The 20745-nt window shown below is 72.5% G+C and carries 20 protein-coding genes and 6 tRNA genes; 9 read left to right on the top strand and 17 right to left on the bottom strand.

The features are described 5' to 3' along the window. Positions 1 to 165: 165 nt before the first annotated feature. Together OHA19_RS32535 and OHA19_RS32530 are read right to left on the bottom strand one after the other, a co-directional pair. A tRNA-Val gene (locus OHA19_RS32535) sits at positions 166 to 237 on the bottom strand. Between the two features lie 54 nt (positions 238 to 291). After that, the gene (locus OHA19_RS32530; RefSeq protein ID WP_405710817.1) at positions 292 to 783 is read right to left on the bottom strand and encodes a TIGR02611 family protein; all 492 of its coding nucleotides are present in this window, start codon (positions 781 to 783) and stop codon (positions 292 to 294) included. A 190-nt stretch (positions 784 to 973) separates the two neighbouring features. Here OHA19_RS32530 and OHA19_RS32525 point away from each other — a divergent pair, with 190 nt between their 5' ends. Both OHA19_RS32525 and OHA19_RS32520 read left to right on the top strand, forming a co-directional pair. Beyond that, positions 974 to 1387 carry an SsgA family sporulation/cell division regulator gene (locus OHA19_RS32525; protein WP_003959770.1) on the top strand — a complete coding sequence of 138 codons (414 nt, stop codon included), beginning with the start codon at positions 974 to 976 and terminating at the stop codon, positions 1385 to 1387. 309 nt (positions 1388 to 1696) lie between these two features. Beyond that, positions 1697 to 2284 (top strand): CGNR zinc finger domain-containing protein, encoded by a 588-nt coding sequence (locus tag OHA19_RS32520; protein WP_405710819.1) that lies wholly within the window; start codon positions 1697 to 1699, stop codon positions 2282 to 2284. A 4-nt stretch (positions 2285 to 2288) separates the two neighbouring features. Here the strand turns inward: OHA19_RS32520 and OHA19_RS32515 are convergent, their stop codons facing one another. From OHA19_RS32515 to OHA19_RS32505, 3 genes are all read right to left on the bottom strand, one after another. After that, positions 2289 to 2444, bottom strand: coding sequence for a hypothetical protein (locus tag OHA19_RS32515; protein WP_389868185.1), 156 nt, complete (start codon positions 2442 to 2444; stop codon positions 2289 to 2291). A 282-nt stretch (positions 2445 to 2726) separates the two neighbouring features. Beyond that, entirely contained in the window at positions 2727 to 3746 is a 1020-nt protein-coding gene (locus OHA19_RS32510) for a LacI family DNA-binding transcriptional regulator (protein ID WP_405710821.1), read from the bottom strand. A 135-nt stretch (positions 3747 to 3881) separates the two neighbouring features. After that, positions 3882 to 4337, bottom strand: a complete 456-nt coding sequence (locus OHA19_RS32505; RefSeq protein ID WP_405710823.1) for a hypothetical protein — start codon at positions 4335 to 4337, stop codon at positions 3882 to 3884. A 202-nt stretch (positions 4338 to 4539) separates the two neighbouring features. On the opposite strand from OHA19_RS32505, the gene OHA19_RS32500 reads away from it, so the two are divergent. After that, on the top strand, positions 4540 to 5055 hold the full coding sequence (locus OHA19_RS32500) for a DsbA family protein (RefSeq protein WP_405752483.1): 516 nt from the start codon (positions 4540 to 4542) through the stop codon (positions 5053 to 5055). A 12-nt stretch (positions 5056 to 5067) separates the two neighbouring features. Here OHA19_RS32500 and OHA19_RS32495 read toward each other — a convergent pair whose 3' ends face one another. The 3 genes from OHA19_RS32495 to OHA19_RS32485 are packed head-to-tail and all read right to left on the bottom strand — an operon-like array spanning position 5068 to position 7809. Then, positions 5068 to 5901 carry a GNAT family N-acetyltransferase gene (locus OHA19_RS32495; protein ID WP_405752480.1) on the bottom strand — a complete coding sequence of 278 codons (834 nt, stop codon included), beginning with the start codon at positions 5899 to 5901 and terminating at the stop codon, positions 5068 to 5070. A 52-nt stretch (positions 5902 to 5953) separates the two neighbouring features. Beyond that, on the bottom strand, positions 5954 to 6775 hold the full coding sequence (locus OHA19_RS32490; protein ID WP_405710829.1) for an aminotransferase class IV: 822 nt from the start codon (positions 6773 to 6775) through the stop codon (positions 5954 to 5956). Then, positions 6775 to 7809, bottom strand: coding sequence for a chorismate-binding protein (locus OHA19_RS32485; RefSeq protein WP_405721276.1), 1035 nt, complete (start codon positions 7807 to 7809; stop codon positions 6775 to 6777). The genes OHA19_RS32490 and OHA19_RS32485 overlap by 1 nt, the downstream gene beginning before the upstream one ends. Before the next feature lie 163 nt (positions 7810 to 7972). Between OHA19_RS32485 and OHA19_RS32480 the strand changes: the two genes are divergently transcribed. The 5 genes from OHA19_RS32480 to OHA19_RS32460 all read left to right on the top strand — a co-directional run bounded on the left by OHA19_RS32480 (position 7973) and on the right by OHA19_RS32460 (position 8417). Next, positions 7973 to 8045, top strand: a tRNA-Gly gene (locus OHA19_RS32480). Positions 8046 to 8082: 37 nt separating this feature from the next. Next, positions 8083 to 8156, top strand: a tRNA-Cys gene (locus OHA19_RS32475). Between the two features lies 1 nt (position 8157). After that, positions 8158 to 8229 (top strand) — tRNA-Val (locus OHA19_RS32470). 18 nt (positions 8230 to 8247) lie between these two features. Beyond that, a tRNA-Val gene (locus tag OHA19_RS32465) sits at positions 8248 to 8319 on the top strand. Positions 8320 to 8342: 23 nt separating this feature from the next. After that, positions 8343 to 8417 (top strand) — tRNA-Val (locus OHA19_RS32460). Between the two features lie 147 nt (positions 8418 to 8564). Here OHA19_RS32460 and OHA19_RS32455 read toward each other — a convergent pair. From OHA19_RS32455 to OHA19_RS32445, 3 genes are all read right to left on the bottom strand, one after another. Then, positions 8565 to 8837 (bottom strand): zf-TFIIB domain-containing protein, encoded by a 273-nt coding sequence (locus OHA19_RS32455; protein ID WP_388587924.1) that lies wholly within the window; start codon positions 8835 to 8837, stop codon positions 8565 to 8567. Positions 8838 to 8905: 68 nt separating this feature from the next. Continuing rightward, positions 8906 to 9877 (bottom strand): phosphotransferase family protein, encoded by a 972-nt coding sequence (locus OHA19_RS32450; protein ID WP_405752478.1) that lies wholly within the window; start codon positions 9875 to 9877, stop codon positions 8906 to 8908. A gap of 251 nt (positions 9878 to 10128) precedes the next feature. Continuing rightward, complete coding sequence (locus OHA19_RS32445) at positions 10129 to 10335, bottom strand: hypothetical protein (RefSeq protein ID WP_405710833.1); 207 nt, start codon at positions 10333 to 10335, stop codon at positions 10129 to 10131. Positions 10336 to 10948: 613 nt separating this feature from the next. Between OHA19_RS32445 and OHA19_RS32440 the strand changes: the two genes are divergently transcribed. Further along, positions 10949 to 12271 carry a serine/threonine-protein kinase gene (locus OHA19_RS32440; RefSeq protein WP_405710835.1) on the top strand — a complete coding sequence of 441 codons (1323 nt, stop codon included), beginning with the start codon at positions 10949 to 10951 and terminating at the stop codon, positions 12269 to 12271. Positions 12272 to 12383: 112 nt separating this feature from the next. Here the strand turns inward: OHA19_RS32440 and OHA19_RS32435 are convergent, their stop codons facing one another. From OHA19_RS32435 to cobT, 6 genes are all read right to left on the bottom strand, one after another. Next, positions 12384 to 13058, bottom strand: a complete 675-nt coding sequence (locus OHA19_RS32435) for an aspartate/glutamate racemase family protein (RefSeq protein ID WP_405752475.1) — start codon at positions 13056 to 13058, stop codon at positions 12384 to 12386. After that, complete coding sequence (locus tag OHA19_RS32430) at positions 13055 to 13399, bottom strand: MFS transporter (RefSeq protein ID WP_405753335.1); 345 nt, start codon at positions 13397 to 13399, stop codon at positions 13055 to 13057. Before OHA19_RS32430 ends, OHA19_RS32435 begins: the two co-directional genes overlap by 4 nt. Positions 13400 to 13635: 236 nt before the next feature. Beyond that, a complete protein-coding gene (locus OHA19_RS32425) occupies positions 13636 to 14205 on the bottom strand; it encodes a heme-binding protein (RefSeq protein WP_405752473.1) in 570 nt (189 codons plus the stop codon). Positions 14206 to 14551: 346 nt separating this feature from the next. After that, entirely contained in the window at positions 14552 to 15439 is an 888-nt protein-coding gene (locus OHA19_RS32420) for a TrmH family RNA methyltransferase (RefSeq protein WP_405752470.1), read from the bottom strand. A gap of 65 nt (positions 15440 to 15504) precedes the next feature. Beyond that, a complete protein-coding gene (gene cobA / locus OHA19_RS32415) occupies positions 15505 to 16761 on the bottom strand; it encodes a uroporphyrinogen-III C-methyltransferase (RefSeq protein ID WP_405710841.1) in 1257 nt (418 codons plus the stop codon). Between the two features lie 192 nt (positions 16762 to 16953). After that, the gene (gene cobT, locus OHA19_RS32410) at positions 16954 to 20427 is read right to left on the bottom strand and encodes a nicotinate-nucleotide--dimethylbenzimidazole phosphoribosyltransferase (protein WP_405752467.1); all 3474 of its coding nucleotides are present in this window, start codon (positions 20425 to 20427) and stop codon (positions 16954 to 16956) included. Positions 20428 to 20745: the final 318 nt, after the last annotated feature.

Below are 20745 nucleotides of genomic sequence, written 5' to 3'. Positions count from 1 at the left end.
TCGATTTACGGACCCGGACCGTCCGCCACCGCATGGATTGAATCGTTCACGTAAGCGCTTGTGAATCGTTCCGAAGGCATCCGCGAGGCCCCTGCGGGCCGGCCGGGAACGGCAAACGCAGAGGGCCCGTGAGACTCTCTGGTCTCACGGGCCCTCTGTCCGGGGTGGGCGATACTGGGTTCGAACCAGTGACCTCTTCGGTGTGAACGAAGCGCTCTCCCACTGAGCTAATCGCCCGGGCGCAGGCCAAACATTACCCCATGTCAGCGGCGCCCCATGACCACCCCCGGGTCACTCGTGGATCTTCCACGGCATGGTGATGCCGAACTTCCAGACGTAGATCCCCACCAGCACCGCGATGATCACCAGGCCGATCGACGTGAGGATGATGTTGCGCCGCCGGACCTTGGGGTCGAGCGCCCGCTGGGCCGCCTCGGTCACCTTCCGCCTGGTCCAGCGGAGCACCAGCTGCGCCCAGACGAACTCGGTCGCCCAGATCGCCATGCCGCCGAAGATCACCAGCCAGCCGGGGCCGGGCAGCGGAAGCATGATGATGCCCGCCACGACCACGGCGAGGCCGACGATGAAGACACCGACCTGCCAGCTCAGGTGCAGCGTCCTGGACGCCTTGATGAACCCGGGCGCCCGGGAGCCGAGATCCCGCTCCTTGGTCACACCCTCGGTGACTTCACCCGTCACGCCGTCCGCCCTGTCCCCCGCACCGGACACCGGTGCCGCCGACTCGGCGTCCCCGTTGTTCCGCACGTCACGCTCCGCATTCATGACAGCCAACCTACCGGAACGGCCTTCGTCACCGGAATGGCCGCATAACCGAAAGTTACACACCGCCGTACGAGCTACCTGAAGGAACACAAAAAGGTCAGAGGGGTTTACAACGCCACCGTAGGTGGCATGTCGATTTCGCCGACGTGCGAATCCCCGAGCGCACACTGAGCGAAAGGCCCTGGCGCTTATGAACACCACGGTCAGCTGCGAGCTGCACCTGCGCCTCGTTGTGTCGAGCGAGTCCTCACTGCCTGTTCCCGCGGGCCTGCGGTATGACACGGCCGATCCGTATGCCGTGCACGCCACCTTCCACACCGGAGCGGAGGAGACGGTCGAATGGGTATTCGCCCGCGACCTCCTTGCCGAGGGGCTGCACCGGCCCACCGGCACCGGAGACGTCCGCGTCTGGCCATCCCGTAGCCACGGCCAGGGCGTCGTCTGTATCGCGCTGAGCTCCCCAGAGGGCGAAGCCCTGCTCGAAGCCCCGGCGAGAGCCCTGGAGTCGTTCCTGAAGCGGACCGACGCCGCGGTTCCACCAGGCACCGAGCATCGTCACTTCGACCTCGATACGGAGCTCTCACACATCCTGGCCGAGAGCTGAGCCAGGCCGAGAGCTGCGCGGCGCCGTCCGACTCGGGGAGACGGCGCCGCGCGGAAAACTTCATATGGCTGACACCGGCGCCGTCATCACGGAATCCACCGTGGTGACGGCGCCGGTGCGCGCCCAGGACTCATGGCGCCCGCCTCACGCCCCGGACGGACACTCACCGGCTTGAAATACGCATCCATGGCCGGTATCCGCTCCACGCGCCCCCCACAGGCCCTCTCGGGCCGCTGTGCGCCGCGGCCGAGCCAGTAGAGTCAGCCCGCATCGGCGGACACCCGCCCGCCGCAGGCAGGGAGCTGAAGCGTGCTGATCCCCCACGACACCCGGAGCGCCCTCGACACGGTGGTCGAACTGATGAACACCGCACCCGAGAGCGAACCACCGGCGAGCGGGCAGCCGGAGGACGAGCGGAGCGACGGCCTCGCCGACATCGCGGCGCTCTACGACTTCGCGCGGCGCCATCGCATCAGCGGCGTCGGCGAGCTCCACGAGAAGGACCTGCGAGCCGTACGGGACGTACGGGCACGCTTCGCCGAGATCTTCGCGACGGACGACGCGCAGACCGCCGCCTCACTCGTCAACGCGCTCGTCGCCGCCGCCGGCACCACGCCGCAGCTCAGCAATCACGACGGCTACGACTGGCATGTGCACTACTTCGCCCCGGACGCGTCGATCGCCGACCACCTCGCGGCCGACTGCGGCATGGCACTGGCCTTCATCGTGGTGGCGGGCGAGCAGGAACGGCTGCGGCGGTGCGAGGCACCGGACTGCCGGCACGCCTTCGTCGATCTGTCCCGCAATCGCTCCCGCCGCTACTGCTCCAGCCGCACCTGCGGCAACCGTCTGCATGTCGCCGCGTACCGGGCACGCCGCAAGGAAGCGGCCGGCTGACCGTTCACAGCATGAAGAGATCGTGCACCGCGGCCATCAGCAACAGGCTGCCGACCACCGCGAGGAAGATCATCAAAGGGGGCTGGGAAAGCGCGAAGAGGCAGCCGCGCGGCTCTTCGGCAGGGCTTGCGGGGACATCGCCCCGGGTGGTGTCGACCATCTCAGGACGATCATGACTCAGTCCGGCCCCCGTTGGCGATCAACACGCCTTTTCGTACCGGGAGTTCACCCACCCCGGACGGGTCGGGATTCGCTCCGGCGTCCGATCTCCCGCCACACATTCGGTGCCGCATCGGGAGCGCCCCGTCCCCAACTCCCCCGAACAGAACCCGAGGACACCGACCGACACCGGGCGCGGCGGGCCCGGACGGTCAACGCCGCCTCGTACACGGCGAATTCTGGATACGGCCGCACACACCCCAGCGGTCCGCGCCCCGCGGCCTCAGCACGGCGTCGAGCTGGAGGCCCGCACCACGAGCTCCGGCTGGAGCACCACACTGCGGTGTTCGTGAGTACCGTCCACGTCGTCCGACTCCTCCAGCAGGAGTTCCGCGGCCATCCTGCCCATCACGACCGCGGGCTGGCGGACCGAGGTGAGCGGCACGGCAGCGGCGGCGGCGAACTCGATGTCGTCGTACCCGACGATGGCGATGTCCTGCGGCACCCTGACGCCCGCCGCGTACAGCGCCTGGAGCACCCCCAGCGCGAGCAGGTCGTTGGCGCAGAACACCGCGGTCGGCCGGGGAACGAGGCCGAGCAGCCGGGCCCCGGCATCGCGGCCCGCCGCCACGTCCAGCCGGCCTGAAGGAATCTCGACGAGCGCCTCGGGCGGCAGCCCGGCGTCCGCGAGGGCCGCCAGGGCGCCTTCGCGCCGGTCCCTGATCTGATGGAGGTCGCCCGGGCCGCTGACGTACGCCACCGAGCGGTGACCGGCCGAGACCAGATGGCCGACGGCGAGGGCGCCGCCGCGGACATCGTCGACGGAGACCGCGCAGGTCCCCGTGCCGGACGCCACCCGGTCCACCAGCACATAGGGGATCCGGTGCCTGCCGAACGCCTCCAGGTTCCGGCCGGTCGGGTCGGCCGGGGTGACCAGGACGCCGCAGACCCGCTGTTCGGCGAAGAGCCCGAGGTACTCGGCCTCCTCCGCCGGACTCTGGTCGCTGTTGCACACCATGACGCCGAGACCGGCCTCCCGGGCGGCGCGCTCGGCGCCGCGGGCCACGTCCACGAAGAACGGGTTGCCCATGTCGAGGACGAGCAGGGCCATGATCCGGCTGCGGCCCGCCCTGAGCTGGCGCGCCGACTCGCTGCGTACGTAACCGAGTTCCTCGATGGCTGCGAGCACCCGGGCGCGGGTCTCCGGCAGCACCGCCTCGGGCCGGTTGATCACGTTGGACACGGTGCCCACGGAGACTCCGGCCCGCCGGGCCACATCCTTGATCCCTGCCACACGCGCCACTTGCCCTGCCCCACTGATGCCTTCGGCCGCACCGGACCGCGGCGTGTCCCCATCGTACGGACGGCGTCGCGGGCCGCTCCGCTCCCGTACCCCACGAATCCGCCGCCCCTGCCCTCCCGAGGGCCGGGGCGGGGGTCAGATGCCGTGCTTCTTCAGGATGGCCTCGATGTCGCTGAAGTCCTCGCCCGGAGCGGCGGACTGCTGCCGGGACTTCGCCTTCGGCTGCGTCCCCGTCCCCGGGAGCCCCGCCCCCAGGGACGGCGCCGAGGCCGCGGGGGCGACCGCTTCGCCCTGCGCCGCCCGCGCAGCGGCCCTGCGCTCCTTGCGGGTGCCGCCGCCGCGCCGCTCGACCGCCCGAGTCGTCGTGAACAGCAGCCAGGCCACCGCGAGCAGCCCGAAGCCGAGCCAGACGCTCGGCTTGAAGGCGATCCCGGCGACCCAGTCCACGATCCCGGTCAGGACCAGGGCGATCGGGACCAGGGAGTAGGCGGCGATCCGGGTCGCGGCGAGGAAGCGCTTTCGCCAGGCGGTGACGGCGGCGATGCCCAGGCCCGCCGCGGACACCGCGGAGCAGATGGTCTCGGCAAGCATCGGAGCCTCCAGGCGCACGGGGAAACGTCCCTTCCATCCTGCACCGATGACCGGCCCGGTGGCCACGATCCCGGACCGCATCAGGGACATTTCAGGGCCGGGATCCTCCCCAGGTGCCGATCCGCGGCGCACCGGACGCCCGGAGCCCGGCCGGACCGGGTGCCGATTGGGAGGCTCGCGCGGGCCCTGGGAGACTGGCCGCATGAGCGATTCCACCCCTGCGGCCCCCGTCGTCCTCGACGTCTGGTGCGAGCTCCAGTGCCCCGACTGTCACCAGGCCCTCACCGATGTGCACGCCCTGCGGGCCAAGTACGGCGACCGGCTGGAGGTGCGGCTGCGGCACTTCCCGCTGGAGAAGCACAAGCACGCCCACGCCGCCGCACAGGCCGCCGAGGAGGCGGCGGCCCAGGGGAAGGACTGGCCGTACGTCGAGGCGGTCCTCGCCCGTACCGCCGATCTCGGCCGCACCGGCGAGCCGCTGCTCATCGAGGTGGCACGGGAACTCGGCCTGGACGCCGAGGAGATGGACACCGCCCTGATCGACGGACGCCACATGCTGATCGTCGACGCCGACCAGGCCGAGGGCAAGGCGATCGGGGTAACCGGCACCCCGACGTATGTGATCGGCGACGAGCGGCTGGACGGCGGCAAGAGCCAGGACGGCCTGCGCGAACGGATCGAGGAGATCGCCGACCGGCTGCTCGCCGAGCGGGGCTGAGCGGGCCCGCCCTCAGAGGTTCTTGGCCAGGTTGTACTGAGTCGTCCGGTATCCGAGCGACTCGTACAGCCGCAGGGCGGGTGTGTTGGCGGCGAACACATGCAGACCCAGCCGGCGGGCGCCCGCGGCCAGCGTGATGTGCTCCGCCTCCTGCATCAGGGCACGCCCGTGGCCGCGCCCCCGGTGCTCCTCGCCCACCTCGACGTCGAAGACGAAGCCGGTCGCCTCGCCGCCGGCCTCGCTCACCGACACCCACACATGGCCGACGACCGTGTCCCCGGCGACCAGGACGTGGAAGTGCATGCCCGCGCTGTCCAGGCCGTCCGGCAGGTTGCGGGCGTGGTCGGCCCGGGACTTCTGCATGGCCTGCTCGGCCGGGATGCCCTCGTCGATCCAGGACTGCGCGTACGTGTCGATGCTGGTGCGCCGCCAGACCATGAATTCCTCGGCTGTCATCTCCCTGGCCACGACCCCGTCCGGGAGTGCGGGAGCCGCCGGGCCGAGGTCCTTGAGCATGTTGCGGCTGCGGTCGGTGTAGCCGAGTGCGGCCGCCAGGCGTCGGGCCCCCTCGTTGCCCTCCGGGACGGACAGGCGCACCAGGCCGCAGCCCCAGCCGCGCAACACCTCCTCGGCGGCGAGCGCGGCAATGGTGCCGCGGCCCCGCCGTCGGCTCGGTTCGTCGATGTTCAGGGAGAGCAGCACGCCCGTGGACGCGCCGAACGCCGCGTCGGTGCCGATCTCGACGGAACCGACGGGCCGTCCGTTGTCGCACACGTCGTACGCGCTGTTCTTCGCACCGTCGGTGCCTTGCTGGAGCGGCCGGGTCGGCCGAAGGGTCGTGGTCATCGGAGATGTTCTATCCGCTGGGGCCCGGCCCGTCACCCCGATTTCGGGCGCTCTACGGGTCGAGGTCGTTCCCGGCCCGCTCGTCGAAGATCCGCATGGCCTTGGCGGTCACCGGTCCGGGCGCGCCGGGCAGCTCACGACCGTCCACCCGGTGGACGGCCTGCACATCGCGCAGGGTGGAGGTGAGGAAGATCTCTTCGGCCCGCTCCAGGATGTCGAACGGCAGCTCGGTCTCCTGCGCGCCCGCCCACTCCACGGCCAGCGCACGGGTGATTCCGGCCAGACAGCCGGAGGCGACCGGCGGGGTGTGCAGCTGCCCGTCGAGGACGACGAAGACATTGGAGCCGGTGCCCTCGCAGAGCTGGCCGACGGTGTTGGCGAAGAGCGCCTCCGTGGCGCCGTGCTGGTGGGCGCGTGCCAGGGCCACGACGTTCTCGGCGTACGACGTGGTCTTGAGGCCGGTGAGCGCACCGCGCTCGTTGCGTGTCCAGGGGACGGTGATCACGGCGGTGGTGTCGGGGCGGCGGGTCGCCTGACCGAGGGCGACGACGAGGCCGGGTCCGGCGTCGCCGCGGTCGGAGCCGAGCGGGGACAGCCCTCCGGTGTAGGTGATGCGAAGCCTGCCGAGTGCCATCGGATTGGCGTCGATGACTTCGGCGCAGGCCCGGCGGACCTCGTCGAGGTCGGGGTCGGGAAGTCCGAGGCCGCGGGCCGAGCGGGTCAGCCGGTCGAGGTGGCGGGTGAGGGCGAAGGGCCTGCCGTCGATGGTCCTGACCGTCTCGAAGATGCCGTCCCCCACGGTGAGCCCGTGGTCGAGCACGGACACCCTGGCGTCTTCGGCGTCGCGCAGTTCACCGTTGACCCAAATCCTCATCACGCGGTCCTTCCGGTTGTTTCGTGAGCGCCCGACGCTACAGCGAGCAGTCTGGACGCCTTGAGCTCGGTCTCGTCCCACTCGCGTTCCGGGTCGGAGCCCCAGGTGATGCCGGCCCCGGTGCCGAAGCGGAGGACCGGGGCGGGACCGGTCCGGTCGGTCCAGAAGGTGCGTATGCCGACGGCGAGCGAGGCGGTACGGCGGTCGGCGTCGACCCAGCCGATGCCTCCGCAGTAGGGCCCGCGCGGTGCGGTCTCCAGCTCCTCGATGATCCGCAGGGCGCTGGATTTGGGTGCCCCGGTGACGGAGCCGGGCGGGAACGCGGCGCCGAGGAGCTCGGGCCAGCCGGCACCCTCGGCGAGTTCCCCGCGCACGGTCGAGACGAGGTGGACCAGGCCGGGATGCTTCTCGACCACGCAGAGATCGGGAACGGTGACCGATCCGGTGGCGCAGACCCGGCCCAGGTCGTTGCGGACCAGGTCGACGATCATCACGTTCTCGGCGTGGTCCTTCTCCAGCAGATCGCCCTCGGTCCGCCCGGTGCCCTTGATCGGTCCCGACTCGACGGTCCGCCCGTCCCGCTTCAGGAAGAGCTCGGGGGACGCGGTGGCGATCTCCACGCCGTGCGCGGGCAGCCGAATCGTTCCTGCGTACGGGGCGGGATTACCGCGTGCCAGCAGCGCCGTCAGCGCGTCCACGTCCGCCGCGCCCGGATCGGGCAGTGGCGCGGTCAGCACCCGGCAGAGGTTGGCCTGGTACACCTCGCCCGCCGCGATGTACTCGCGGATCCGCCGTACGCCCGCGATGTACGCGGCGCGGTCCAGGGACGAGGTCCAGTCACCGGCCGCGGGCCCGCGCCAGGCGCCCCGCACGGGAGCGGGCACCGCCCGCGTACGTACGGAGCCGAAGCGGGCGCAGACGAGGCGGCCCTCGAAATCGGCGGATACGGCCCAGAAGCCGGAGGATTCTAGGGCTGCGGGATCATTGGTCACGTCCCGCAGATCGGACGCGACGAGGCCGCCGAAGCGGGCCATTGGAGCGAGGTCGTGCACGTCGTCGAGTCTAGGGCGGCGCGTGATGACCTGCGCCGGGGCAAGCGCACCTCAGCACGCTGCACAAACGCGTTTTTGTACTGGCCCGGGAATCCGCTAGAGTTCAACACGTCGCCGGGACGCGCAAGCGGACCGGGAAAGACAAGCGGACGTAGCTCAGTTGGTAGAGCGCAACCTTGCCAAGGTTGAGGTCGCCAGTTCGAACCTGGTCGTCCGCTCGCATAAAGTGGGGGATCTTCCCGAACCCCCACTCGTGGTGGAGTGGCCGAGAGGCGAGGCAACGGCCTGCAAAGCCGTCTACACGGGTTCAAATCCCGTCTCCACCTCCAAGGACGATTAGCTCAGCGGGAGAGCGCTTCCCTGACACGGAAGAGGTCACTGGTTCAATCCCAGTATCGTCCACTGATCCGCAAGGATCCCGCGCGATTAGCTCAGCGGGAGAGCGCTTCCCTGACACGGAAGAGGTCACTGGTTCAATCCCAGTATCGCGCACGCAGTACACGCAGGTTCACCCTGCGCGATTAGCTCAGCGGGAGAGCGCTTCCCTGACACGGAAGAGGTCACTGGTTCAATCCCAGTATCGCGCACCAGCAGAAGCCCCGGCCGTTCCGACGACCGGGGCTTCTTCGTTTCCGGAGGTCGTCGGCTCCGGCGTACGCCTACCGGTGCGGACGCACTGCGGGCCCGGACGAGACGCGTCCGGGCCCGCGGTCAGGCACTCGGCGGTGGTGCCCCGTTCAGGACGAGAAGAGCATGCGGCCGAAGCTCTTGTGCCGGTAGTGACCGCCGTGGTGCTGCGGGGCACCCCAGGCGGGTGCCGGGGCGGACGGGTACGCCTGCGGGGCCGGCGGTGCGGGCGGGGCCTGCTGCGTCCACTGCGCCTCGATGCGGGTGAGGGACTCCAGCTCGCCGTAGTCGAGGAAGATTCCCCGGCAGCCGCTGCACTGCTCGATCTGTATGCCGTTGCGGTTGTACGTGTGCATCTGTGCGTGGCACTTGGGACACTGCATGGTTCGGCTCACTCCTCGCCGTCGGGTCGCCGTCGCCGGAATTCATGCCCGTCGACGGTCGGTTCAGCCTACGACGAGTGTTCGGCGCCCAACTCGGGCGGGAGAGATGCAATTCGGGCGCAGGCGTCGATCATTGTCTGTTCCACCTCATCCGGAGTCCGGTCTTCCACGGCGGACTTGGCGAAGGCCAGCGCGGCGGCCTGGACGGTCAGCGCGCGGGCCGGGACGTCGAGGTCCGGCCAGGGATCGCCCTCGGCGCGGACGGCGGGGCCGCCCGCCGCCCGGTAGGCGTCCAGGAAGCGGAGCCAGACCTCGGGGGGCAGGATCCCGGCCGCGTACCAGGCGGCGGGGCGGGCCAGGTCCCAGGCGGGATCGCCGAGACCGGCGTCGTCGACGTCGATGAGCAGCCAGGGTCCGTGCGGGGCCGGATGGCGGACGAGCTGGCCGAGGTGCAGATCGCCGTGGCAGAGGAAGCGCGAGCGGTGCGGGGGTGCGGCGGCCTCGTCGCGGGCCCAGGCCGGCAGACGGTGCCAGGATTCGAGTACGGGAGCGGTGGCCGGGTCGCCGGGCCGGGCAGCGCGCATCCGGGCGACGGCGAGCGCGGTCTTCGCGGGGCCCCGCATGGGCGGGAGCGCCAGGGTGGGCGGGGCCGGGGTCCGGTGCAGCCCGGCCAGCAGAACGGCGGCCTCCTCCCAGGGGGCGGCGCCGGGGTCGACGGGGTCGACGGGCCGGCCGTGGGGCCAGAGCGTGACGGGGCGGCCGTGGATGGTGGCGGGCGGCTTCGAAGGGCCGGGGATCAGCGGGGCGAGCAGGATGCCGGTGAGACGCGGGTCGTTCGCGAGGGTGAGACGGGTGAGCAGGCCGGGGGTGTCCGTGCCGGGGGCGTGGGCCTTGGCGACGACGGCCCCGCTGCGGACCACCGTGCCGTCCTCGCGGTCCGCGAGCACCGCCGGGGGCGGGCAGGCGCAGGGTTCCCCGGGCTGTTCATGGGCGGCACGGTGGGCGAGATCGCCCAGCGCGCGTACGACTGCGGTGGTCACGGTCTCCCCCGGTGGCGAACTGGTACGGGCGGGCCCGGTGCGGACCGGGCCCGCCGATGAGCGTACGCGCGCCGGGAGGAGTCGCGGGCGGCGGCGACCGCCGCCGCGTCGGGGACGCCCCCGGAAAGCGCGATGTCCGGTCAGCTCCCCAGCTGACCGGACAAACGCTGCCGTCCGCCGCACCCCCGTCCCCACGGGGTTGTTGGCCGGATGTCCCGGTCCGGACCGCTCTTCCGGACCCGGGGCGCCGCTCAGCGCCCCAGCATCACGCCCACGGACGACGCCTGTGTGACCACTGCGTCCCAGCCGCCGAAGACGACCACGAGCAGGGCCGCCAGAGGAAGAACCATCGCCGTTGCCACGAGTGGGTGGCGCGTACCGGAGGACGGGCGGCCGCCGAACGAGGCATGGGCCCTGCGTCCTGCGCGGGTCATGGTCCGCGTTGCCGTGTCCGCCATGGTTCCTCTCCTGACTTGATGTGGGGCGGCGGGCGTGTGACCTCGGGGGACGAGTATTGCGCCCGCCGCTTGACCTCAACATTAAGGACGCACGGCGCTGCGGGCGTCATGCCCGCGTACCGATTGCCGGGCCTCCCGGAGGATGAGCCCCGGACCGTCGTTGTACTCCCCTGGGTGGAGACCGGGCGCCCGGCCCTGGGGACATCCCGGAGGGGTGACCGCACGGGCGGCGAACTTCGCGCGGCGCCGGAGTCGTTGGACAGGGCGTCCCACCGGTACGCACGGCGACGCTCACCGTGACTTCACTCACCCTTGCCTCCCCCGGTTCCCGACGGCCGGGCCGCCCGCCCCGACGGAGGCCGCGAGCCCCGTCCGGGCCGAGGCCGACGCCGTACGGCGGATGCCCGGGCACGGCTCCAACCGCCCTTCCCCGAAACCGCCTTGGGCCCGGGTCCGTCCGGCACGGGACGCGCCCCGGCCCCATGTCCCGTCAGGGAGCGTGCCGCGCAACGACAATCGATCGACCGGTGAGGGCGCGGCCTCTGAGCGCCCCGGGCGCCGGGTACGTAAGCTGTGCCTCGTCAGGCGGACCAGGCAGCGGGGATGGGCAGACATGGCGATGATGCGGCTCCGGCGCGAGGACCCGCGTGTCGTCGGCTCGTTCAGACTGCACCGGCGGCTCGGGGCGGGCGGCATGGGTGTCGTCTACCTGGGTTCGGACCGGCGGGGCCAGCGGGTGGCGCTGAAGGTGATCCGCCCGGATCTCGCGGAGGACCAGGAGTTCCGCTCCCGTTTCGCGCGCGAGGTGTCCGCCGCACGGCGGATCCGTGGCGGCTGCACGGCGCGCCTGGTGGCCGCCGACCTGGAGGCGGACCGTCCGTGGTTCGCCACGCAGTACGTTCCGGGGCCCTCGCTGCACGACAAGGTGGCCGAGGAGGGCCCGCTGTCGGCGGCCGAGGTGGCCTCGATCGGCGCCGCGCTCTCCGAGGGGCTCGTCGCGGTGCACGAGGCCGGGGTCGTCCACCGCGACCTGAAGCCGTCGAACATCCTCCTCTCGCCCAAGGGCCCCCGGATCATCGACTTCGGGATCGCCTGGGCGACCGGGGCCTCCACCCTCACCCACGTCGGTACGGCGGTGGGCTCGCCCGGGTTCCTCGCACCCGAGCAGGTGCGCGGCGCGGCCGTGACACCCGCGACCGATGTGTTCTCGCTCGGTGCCACGCTGGCGTACGCGGCCATGGCCGACTCGCCCTTCGGGCACGGCAGTTCCGAGGTGATGCTGTATCGCGTGGTGCACGAGGAGGCTCAGCTGCACGATGTGCACGACGCACTCGCACCGCTGGTGAGCGCCTGCCTGGCGAAGGATCCGGAGGAGCGGCCGAGCACGCTCCAACTCTCCATGCGGCTCAAGGAGATCGCGGCGCGGGAGGCACAGGGGCTGCACGAGAGCCGGCCGCCCGTGCAGCGTTCGGCACAGGAACTGGACCGGCCGACCGGCCGTCTCGACGGCCCGTACACCGAGCAGCAGACGCGGCGTGCGGCTCCTCCCGCGCCCCGTCAGCAGAAACAGAAGCAGCCGCAGGGCAGCAGACCGCCCTCGTCGTCGCGGGCCGGGTCGCCGCGGACCGGTGGTTCGCGCTCCCAGCAGCATCAGCCGTCGCGCAACACCACCCGGTCCGGGCGGCGCCCGCAGGGTACGAACGGTGCGAAGGGCCGGCCGGGAACGCGGCCCGGGACCCGTACGACTTCGACGGGGCTGCGTCCCGCCAATCCGCGGCTGCTGCGGCAGCGGCTCGTCGTCTTCGTCGTGGTGACGCTGCTGGTGGCGCTCGGCATCGCGGCGGCCCAGGGCTGCCAGGGGCCGACCCGGGGGCTGGGTACCGATCAGGGCGACGGCCGGACGCAGAGTCAGAGCCTGGTGCCTGCCGGGCCCTGATCCGGTGGACGGGCCCTCGGGCGTGCCCGGTGCGGCCGGTCCGTGACGGCCGGGGGCGCCCCCGGCCGTCACGGCCTCCTTCGGCGTCCTCCGCTGCCGGGAACGCCCCGCCTCAGCTGCGTTCGAGCACCCGCCGTACCTCCCGGCAGGCGGCCGGGACCGGCCCGATGACCGGCACCGGGAAGCGCCCTTGCACGGCTTCGGCCGCCTCCCCCAGCGGACCTCCGCCGATGATCACGGCCTCGGCCCCGTCCTCGGCGATGCAGGCACCGACCGCGTCGGCCAGCCGCTCCCGCATCACCTCGGGGGCGGCGGCCAGCTCCAGGGGGTCACCCGGCGTGAGGCGGATGCCGGTGTACTGGGAGGAGCGGCCCAGGCGGTCGACCCGCGCGGCGATGGCGGCGGCCAGTCCCGGCGTGGTCGTGGCGATGCCGAACCGACGGCCGCCCGCCGCGGCCTCCGCCATGGCGGCCTCGGCGATGCCCACGACGGGCACATCGGCCCACGCACGCAGTTCCTCGATGCCGGGATCACCGAACGCGCCGACCACCAGGGCCTTGACGCGCTCGCCCTCCGGCCCGGCGAGGGTGGACCGCGCCGCGGCGAGGACCTGCGGCCCGGCAGCCCGCAGTACGTCCTCGTCCACCAGCATCGTGGGGCCGTCGGCCACGGTGACTCCGAGGACCTCGTAGCCGTCGTCGGAGCGCAGGGTCCGCCTGGCGATGGCCGCCATCATCTCGGTGGTGGCCACCGAGGTGTTGGGATTGATCAGGGCCACGACGGTCACCGGGTGCTTCCCGTCGTATCGTCCGCGGGCTGCCCCGTCGGTGCCGGGACTGACTGTTCCGCCGTCTCCTCCATGGACCGGCCGAAGGTCTCCGGCGGGAATTGGACGGACACGGCGAGGCCCACGAAGAGGATGCCGATCAGGGTGAACATCCCGGCCATCCCGTACGCGTCGAAGGCGGCGCCCGCGAGCATCGGCGTCAGCCCGCCCGCCAGGGAGCCGAGGGCCAGGATGATCGACGTGCCGAACGCCCGCACCCTGGTGGGGAACCGCTCGGGCGCGAAGATCCAGATCGTGGTGTTCAGCGTGATGATGCAGCAGTTGACTGCCGCGCCGAGGATGAGGATCAGGGCGACGCCGTTGGCCAGGAAGCCGAAGCAGAAGGCCTGTTGCAGGGCGGCGGAGCTGCTCGTACGCCTCGCAGTGGAGCGCTCCGCCGGCGTGCGGCGGCGTCTCCGGGTCGGCCTGCGACGTGCGCAACCGGCCCGGCCCGCACGGAAATCGACGAGGCCGTTGCCCCGCGTCCGTCAACGCTGGGCAACGGCCTCGGCCGGTATTGCGGAACCTCCGCTCCGTGCTACTTGTCCAGGGCCGCCGCGCCGGCCCTGGCGAACTTCTCGTCCAGGTCACCGGACGGGGCTCCTGCGACACCGATGCCCGCGATCGGCGCGCCCTCCGCGTCGACCGGCACGCCGCCACCGAGGAACAGGGTGCCGGGGATGTCCTTCAGCGTCGGGGTGTTCTCCAGGCGCTTGACCAGCTCGGAGGTGGGGGCGTTCCAGGAGACGGCGGTGAACGCCTTCTTCTCGGCCGCCTCGTAGGACTGCGAGCCGGCACCGTCGCCGCGCAGGGTGACGACGGCGTTGCCGTTGCGGTCGGCGACGGCGACGGCGACGGCGACGGCGACACGCTGGTTCTCCTTCGCGGCAGCGTCGAGAACGGCCTGTGCGGCCCGGCAGGCCGCGTCGATGCTCAGGTGCGTGGACCGGGCCAGGTTCTCGCCCGCCGCCTCCGACCGGGCGGCAGCGCTCGGGGACGACCCCGCGTTGGCCGAGACCACGGCGAACGTGCCGAGAGCGGCGGCGCCGGCCAACGTACCGCCGATGACGAGGCGCATACGCTTCGTGGTCTTCCTGGCGTGCTTCATTCCGGTCACTCCTGTGATGGATGAGGGGTGCGGCTCCGTCCGCTCGGGGGAATCCGGCGTTCGGGCCCGCCGGCTCCTGCCGTCCCGTTCTGATCAAGGTTGCGGCCGGACACACGCCCACTCCGTCGACGTACCGGCTCCATGTGACGAGCGGGAAGGCTGACACCGGGGTCATCTGATCGGTGACCCCGGCCCGACCGGCTCGGGCAGGCGGACAGACGGACAGGCAGGAGGAGGGGAGGAAGGAGAAGCGGGCGCATGCCGGAGGGGGTGGGGCCGGGCGCAATGGCCCGCCGTCCGGGGCGGACGGGGCGGCTCCGGGCGCCGGACGGGAGGTGCGCCGGAGTCAGGCCGCACCCGGCCGGGTGGCGTAGAAGGCGACGGCCGAGGCGGCTGCCACGTTGAGCGAGTCGACACCGGCGTCCATCGGGATGCGGACGTGCTCGTCGACCGCGGCGAGGGTACCGGGGGCGAGGCCGGCTCCTTCCGTGCCGAAGACCAGCGCGAGCTTCTCGTCCTTGCGCGCGGCGAGTTCGTCGAGGGTGATCGCTCGTTCGCTCAGGCAGAGGGCGGCGAGCGTGAACCCCGCGGAACGCAGGACCTCGACATCCTTCGGCCAGGACTCCAGCCGGGTCCACGGCACCTGGAGGACCGCCCCCATCGAGACCTTCACGGACCTCCGGTAGAACGGGTCGGCGCAGCGAGGGGTGAGAAGGACCGCGTCGATGCCGAGAGCGGCGGCGTTCCTGAACGCGGCGCCCAGGTTGGCGTGATCGACGATGTCCTCGAACACGGCGATACGCCGCACCGCGCGCTCGCGCCTGCCCGACGGCGGCACTGCTCCCGGGTCGGTGCGGTCGTCGGCTGCCGCCGCACCGAGGGTCGCGCCCAGCAGTTCGTCGGCCGTCGGCAGCGGCTTGCGCTGCATCGAGGCGAGCGCGCCTCGATGCACGTGGTAGCCGGTGACCCGCTCGGCGATTTCGGGACTGACCGCGTACACCGGGGCCGGGACCTCGTCGATGACGTCCCGCATCAGGTCGACCCACTTCGCCGAGAGCAGCATCGAGCGCATCTCGTACCCGGCGTGCCTGGCCCGCCTGATGACTTTCTCGCCCTCGGCGATGAAGAGCCCTTCGGCGGGCTCCCGCCGGCGCCGGAGTTCGACATCGGTCAGTCCGGTGTAGTCGTGCAGTCGGGGGTCGTCGGGGTCGTCGACGGTGATGAGATCAGCCACGGGTTCGATACTGCCTTGTCCGGTGTGTGGTGCCAACGGCTCGGAAGAAGATCCGTTACCGCCGGTTACTCGGTGGGGAGCGGTGCCGCGCCCGTGCCGACCCCGACGACGTCGCCGATGACGATGACGGCCGGGGGACGTACTTCCTCGGCGGCGGCACGTTCGGCGACGGTCGCCAGGGTCGCGTCGACGCGGCGCTGGGATGCCGTGGTGCCCTCCTGGACCAGGGCGACCGGGGTGTCCGGGGACTTGCCGTGGGCGACGAGGGCCTCGGCGATGACGCCGATCTTGTCGACGGCCATCAGCAGCACCAGGGTGCCGCGCAGCTGTGCGAGCGCCGCCCAGTCGACCAGCGAACGCTCGTCGTCGGGGGCGACATGGCCGCTGACGACGGTGAACTCATGGGCGACCCCGCGGTGGGTGACGGGGATTCCGGCCGCGCCGGGCACGGAGATCGAGCTGGAGATGCCGGGGACGACGGTGCACGGGATGCCTTCGGCGGCGAGCGCCTGGGCCTCCTCCATGCCCCGGCCGAAGACGAACGGGTCGCCGCCCTTGAGCCGTACGACGGCCTTGCCGGCCTTGGCGTGCTCGATGAGCGCCTGGTTGATCGCCTCCTGCGCCATGAAGCGGCCGTACGGGATCTTCGCCGCGTCGATCACCTGGACGTGCGGCGGCAGTTCGTCGAGCAGGTCGCGCGGGCCGAGCCGGTCCGCGATGACCACATCGGCCTCGGCGAGGAGGCGCCGGCCGCGCACGGTGATCAGGTCGGGGTCGCCGGGGCCGCCGCCGACCAGCGAGACGCCGGGGGTGGGCCGGGTGCGGTGGTGCGGGGCGGCGAGCGTGCCGTCGCGCAGCCCCTCGACGATGGCGTCGCGGACTGCGGCGGAGTGGCGCGGGTCGCGTCCCTGGGCGTCGGTGGACAGGACGGCGACGGTCACCCCCTCGCTGCGGCCGGTGGCCGGGGTCCAGGCGGTGGCCACATCGGCGTTGTCGCTGCGCACGCACCAGGTGCGGGTGCGCTCGGCCTCGGCGGACGCGGCGTCGTTCGCGGCGTCGTCGTCGGAGGCGATCAGCGCGTACCAGGTGTCGGTCAGGTCGCCGTCCTCGTACCGGCGGCGCTCCCAGCGGATCTCGCCGGCGTCGGCCATCGCCTCGACGGCCGGGGTCGCGGACGGCGATACGAGGGTGATGTCGGCGCCGGCCGCGATGAGCGTGGGGAGGCGGCGCTGCGCGACCTGGCCGCCGCCTACGACGACGACGCGGCGCCCGCTCAGGCGGAGTCCGACGGGGTACGCGGGGTGATCGGCGTGCTCGGCCATGGCGGTGCGGACTCCTCGTGCGGTGCGGGGTGCGGGCCGCTGCGACGGTGGAGCGGCTGTGACGTGCGGTTTCGTGGGTGTGGGTCCACGATACGGGGTGCGGGGGGGCGCGGTCGGGGCCTGTCCCCGCCCGGTATCAATGGCTCCGGCCCGGCGCGCGGGGCGCCGGGCCGGTTCGGCCGTGGCCGCGTACTACTTCTCGGTGACGCCTGCCGAGTCGAACGTCGCGACTTCGTGCATCGCCCTCGCCGCGCTCTGCACGATCGGCAGCGCCAGCAGCGCTCCGGTGCCCTCGCCGAGGCGGAGGTCGAGGTCGACCAGCGGGCGCAGGCCCAGCTTGTTGAGAGCGGCGACGTGGCCGGGCTCGGCGCTGCGGTGGCCCGCGATGCAGGCGGCGAGGGCCTCCGGGGCGATCGCCCTCGCGACCAGGGCCGCGGCACCCGCGCTGACGCCGTCCAGGATGACGGGCGTACGGAGCGAGGCGCCGCCCAGCAGGAAGCCCGCCATCGCGGCGTGCTCCAGGCCGCCGACCGCGGCGAGCACCCCGATCGGGTCGGCCGGGTCGGGCTGGTGGAGTTCGAGGGCGCGGCGGACGACGTCCACCTTGCGGGCGTGCATCTCGTCGTTGATACCGGTACCGCGACCGGTCACCTCGGCCGGGTCCATGCCCGTGTACACGCAGATCAACGCGGCCGACGCCGTGGTGTTGGCGATCCCCATCTCACCGGTGAGCAGGCCCTTGTTGCCTGCCGCGACCAGATCGCGGGCGGTCTCGATGCCGACCTCGATCGCCGCGAGCACCTCTTCGCGGGTGAGCGCGGGGCCGGTGGTGAAGTCGGCCGTTCCGGCGCGCACCTTGCGGGGCAGGAGACCGGGCGTCGCGGGCAGCTCCATGGCCACGCCGACGTCGACCACACACACCTCGGCGCCCACCTGGGCCGCGAACGCGTTGCAGACCGCGCCGCCGCCGAGGAAGTTGGCGACCATCTGGCCGGTGACCTCCTGCGGCCAGGCCGTGACGCCCTGGGCGTGCACCCCGTGGTCACCCGCGAAGATCGCGACGGCCGCGGGCTCCGGGATCGGCGGCGGGCACATCCGGGAGAGTCCGGACAGCTGCGCCGCGATGATCTCCAGCATGCCGAGTGCGCCGGCGGGCTTGGTCATCCGCTTCTGGCGTTCCCACGCCTCGCCGAGCGCCTTGGCGTCCAGCGGGCGGATGTTGGAGATGGTCTCCTGGAGCAGGTCGTGCGGCTCCTCGCCGGGCAGGGCACGGCGGCCGTAGGTCTCCTCGTGGACGACCCAGGACAGCGGGCGGCGCTTGGACCAGCCCGCCTGCATGAGCTCGGGTTCCTCGGGGAACTCGTCGACGTAACCGACGCACAGGTACGCCACGACTTCGAGGTGCTCCGGCAGGCCGAGGGCCCGGACCATCTCACGCTCGTCGAAGAAGCTGACCCAGCCGACGCCGAGCCCCTCGGCGCGCGCGGCGAGCCACAGGTTCTCGACGGCGAGCGCGGAGGAGTACGGGGCCATCTGCGGCTGGGTGTGCCGGCCGAGGGTGTGGCGGCCGCCGCGGGTGGGATCCGCGGTGACGACGATGTTCACCGGGGTGTCGAGGATGGCCTCGATCTTCAGTTCCTTGAACTGCTTGGCCCGGCCCTTGGGCAGCGACTTGGCGTAGGCGTCCCGCTGACGCTGTGCCAGTTCGTGCATGGAGCGACGGGTCTCCGCGGAGCGGATGACGACGAAGTCCCAGGGCTGCGAGTGACCGACGCTGGGCGCCGTGTGCGCGGCTTCGAGGACGCGGAGCAGGACCTCGTGCGGGATGGGGTCGCTGCGGAAACCGTTGCGGATGTCGCGGCGCTCACGCATGACGCGGAGCACCGCCTCGCGCTCGGCGTCGTCGTAGCCGGGGGCCGGCGGACCGGCCGGAAGCGCGGCCTCGTCGGACTCGGACGCCTCCGGGTTCTCAGGGGCCTCGGCTTCGGCGGCTCCGGCGGTTTCCGGCTCGGGAGCAGGGGCCGGGGCCGCCTCGGCGGTCTCCTGGGCCGGGGCTTCGGTGGGCAGGGCCTCGGGCTGCACGGAGTCCGGGTGGCCGGTCTCCACCTGGCCGGTCTCCGCGGCGGCCGTGGCCTCCGCCGTCTCCATGGCCTCCGTCGTCGCTGCGGGCTCCGCGAGGGGGACGGCCTCCACGGTGTCCGTGGGGGGCGTGATGTCCGGGGTCTCGATGACCTCCGGACCCTGTTCGGGCTCCGGCTCGGACACCGTCAGAATCTCGGCCTCGGGGGCGGGGACGGGCTCGGCGGCCTCGGCGATCGCCACGGGCTCGACCTGCTGCACGGGCTCGACCGGCCCGGCGTTCGCAGCGGGCTCGGAAGGCTCGACGGCTGCCTCCGCCACGACGGGCGCCACCGGCGTCACGGGCCCCATGGCGATCGGCACGCGCTCGGGCTCGGCCTCGGGTGCGGCCTCGGCCACCGGCTCCGCCTCGGCGCTCTCCTCGACCACGGGGGTCGGGGCCAGGTGCGGAGTCGTCGGCACCGAACCCTCCACGGGCACGAACTGCCCCATGGGGACGGCCTCCGCGATGTCCTGCGGCGCGATCGCTTCGGCGGGGATCTCGGCCGGGCTCTCGGTCGGGGTCTCGGCGGGCGGCTCGACCGCGACCGGCACCGGTGCCGGTACCGGTACCGGTTCGGCGGCGGGAGCGGCCACGGCCTCCGGTGCCACGACCGCCGCGGCCTGAACCGGCTGCGCCGCAGGCGCCTGCACCGACTCGGCGACCGGCTCGGCAACGGGCTCGGCGACCGGCGCCGGAACGACCTGCTCCGGGGCCACCTGCTCCGGAACGACCGATTCTGCTGCCGCCGGCTGGGGATCCTGGGCCCCCCACGGGCTACCGCCCTGCGGCAGGATCTCGCCGAGCTGCGGGCCCGGCAGAGCCGACGCGTCGTCACCCGGCAGTTCGAAGTACTCCGGGCCCGTGGTCGGCGGTCCGGCGTGCCGCGTGGGGGCCTGGGTACGGGCCTGCGGCTGGGGAGCGCCCGCGGGGCCGCGGTCGGCGAGCGAACGCACCACTCCCCCGGTCGGAGTCCCGCCGTAGGACGGTGTGCCGTCGGGCGCGACCGGGCCGCGGTGCAGCGGCCGGCGTACCGGTGTCTGGGGCTGGGCCTGGGCGGCCGGAGCCGGGGTGGGCGACGGGATGCGTACACCCGTCAGGTCGACCGAACCGGAGTCGCGGCCACCGGACTCGTGCGTCCCCGGGCCGGTGGCGGGCAGCGGTTCCGCGACGGCCTGCTGGGCGGCGTACACCTCGGCGGCCTGGGCCAGGACGGGCTCCTGCACCTGGACCTGGACGGGGCCCTGCGGCTGCGCCGGGGTCTCGCCGGCCGACTGGGCGTAGGGCGGCTGGGCCTGGTAGGCAGCCTGAGCGGGCAGCGGTGCCTGGACGGCGACGCCCTCGGGGTACTGGCCCGGGGCCGGTACGGCCTGCGGGTCGCTCCAGGCTCCCTGCGGGCTCGGCATCAGGAGGAGGTCGTCGTCCTCGGAGACATGCTCGGAGGGAGCGAGGTAGGTGTAGGCATCCGGGGCGGCGACGCCCGGCTGCTCCACCGTGCCTGCGTTCTCCGGCAGTCCCTCACCCGGGATCTGGCCGGTGTCACTCATGCGTACCCCTCGCCCATCGTCAGTGCTCCTTCGGCCCTTCGCCCGGGACGCCCGAACACGGCACGCCGGCGCTCGTCAACAAGAACGAGCGGGCTCGCCGCGCGGCACGAGTCGGTCGCGGACATACTGCATTCTCGCGGCCGTTCGCCGCCGCGGCAGCTCATTTCGCCACGGCCCGCTGTGGACTGCGCCACGTCGCGCGTCCCCCGGTTCTGCCGTACCACAACGGGGGCCAAAACGGTCCCCCTTTCCGGACATTGACGAACGAAGCGACGAACGTCCGGGCGCGGTGCAACGATCGGCCAGCCTACCTCTCGC

Source organism: Streptomyces sp. NBC_00012 (genome assembly GCF_045040875.1).
Classification (GTDB): domain Bacteria; phylum Actinomycetota; class Actinomycetes; order Streptomycetales; family Streptomycetaceae; genus Streptomyces.
This window is presented reverse-complemented; position numbering and strand designations above follow the sequence as displayed.

Bases quoted from the DNA above. Each gene is read 5' to 3' on its own strand.
- OHA19_RS32530 (WP_405710817.1), bottom strand. From the start codon at position 783: ATGAATGCGGAGCGTGACGTGCGGAACAACGGGGACGCCGAGTCGGCG.
- OHA19_RS32525 (WP_003959770.1), top strand. From the start codon at position 974: ATGAACACCACGGTCAGCTGCGAGCTGCACCTGCGCCTCGTTGTGTCG.
- OHA19_RS32515 (WP_389868185.1), bottom strand. From the start codon at position 2,444: ATGGTCGACACCACCCGGGGCGATGTCCCCGCAAGCCCTGCCGAAGAG.
- OHA19_RS32505 (WP_405710823.1), bottom strand. From the start codon at position 4,337: ATGCTTGCCGAGACCATCTGCTCCGCGGTGTCCGCGGCGGGCCTGGGC.
- OHA19_RS32500 (WP_405752483.1), top strand. From the start codon at position 4,540: ATGAGCGATTCCACCCCTGCGGCCCCCGTCGTCCTCGACGTCTGGTGC.
- OHA19_RS32495 (WP_405752480.1), bottom strand. From the start codon at position 5,901: ATGACCACGACCCTTCGGCCGACCCGGCCGCTCCAGCAAGGCACCGAC.
- OHA19_RS32490 (WP_405710829.1), bottom strand. From the start codon at position 6,775: ATGAGGATTTGGGTCAACGGTGAACTGCGCGACGCCGAAGACGCCAGG.
- OHA19_RS32485 (WP_405721276.1), bottom strand. From the start codon at position 7,809: ATGGCCCGCTTCGGCGGCCTCGTCGCGTCCGATCTGCGGGACGTGACC.
- OHA19_RS32455 (WP_388587924.1), bottom strand. From the start codon at position 8,837: ATGCAGTGTCCCAAGTGCCACGCACAGATGCACACGTACAACCGCAAC.
- OHA19_RS32445 (WP_405710833.1), bottom strand. From the start codon at position 10,335: ATGGCGGACACGGCAACGCGGACCATGACCCGCGCAGGACGCAGGGCC.
- OHA19_RS32440 (WP_405710835.1), top strand. From the start codon at position 10,949: ATGGCGATGATGCGGCTCCGGCGCGAGGACCCGCGTGTCGTCGGCTCG.
- OHA19_RS32425 (WP_405752473.1), bottom strand. From the start codon at position 14,205: ATGAAGCACGCCAGGAAGACCACGAAGCGTATGCGCCTCGTCATCGGC.
- cobA (WP_405710841.1), bottom strand. From the start codon at position 16,761: ATGGCCGAGCACGCCGATCACCCCGCGTACCCCGTCGGACTCCGCCTG.
- cobT (WP_405752467.1), bottom strand. From the start codon at position 20,427: ATGAGTGACACCGGCCAGATCCCGGGTGAGGGACTGCCGGAGAACGCA.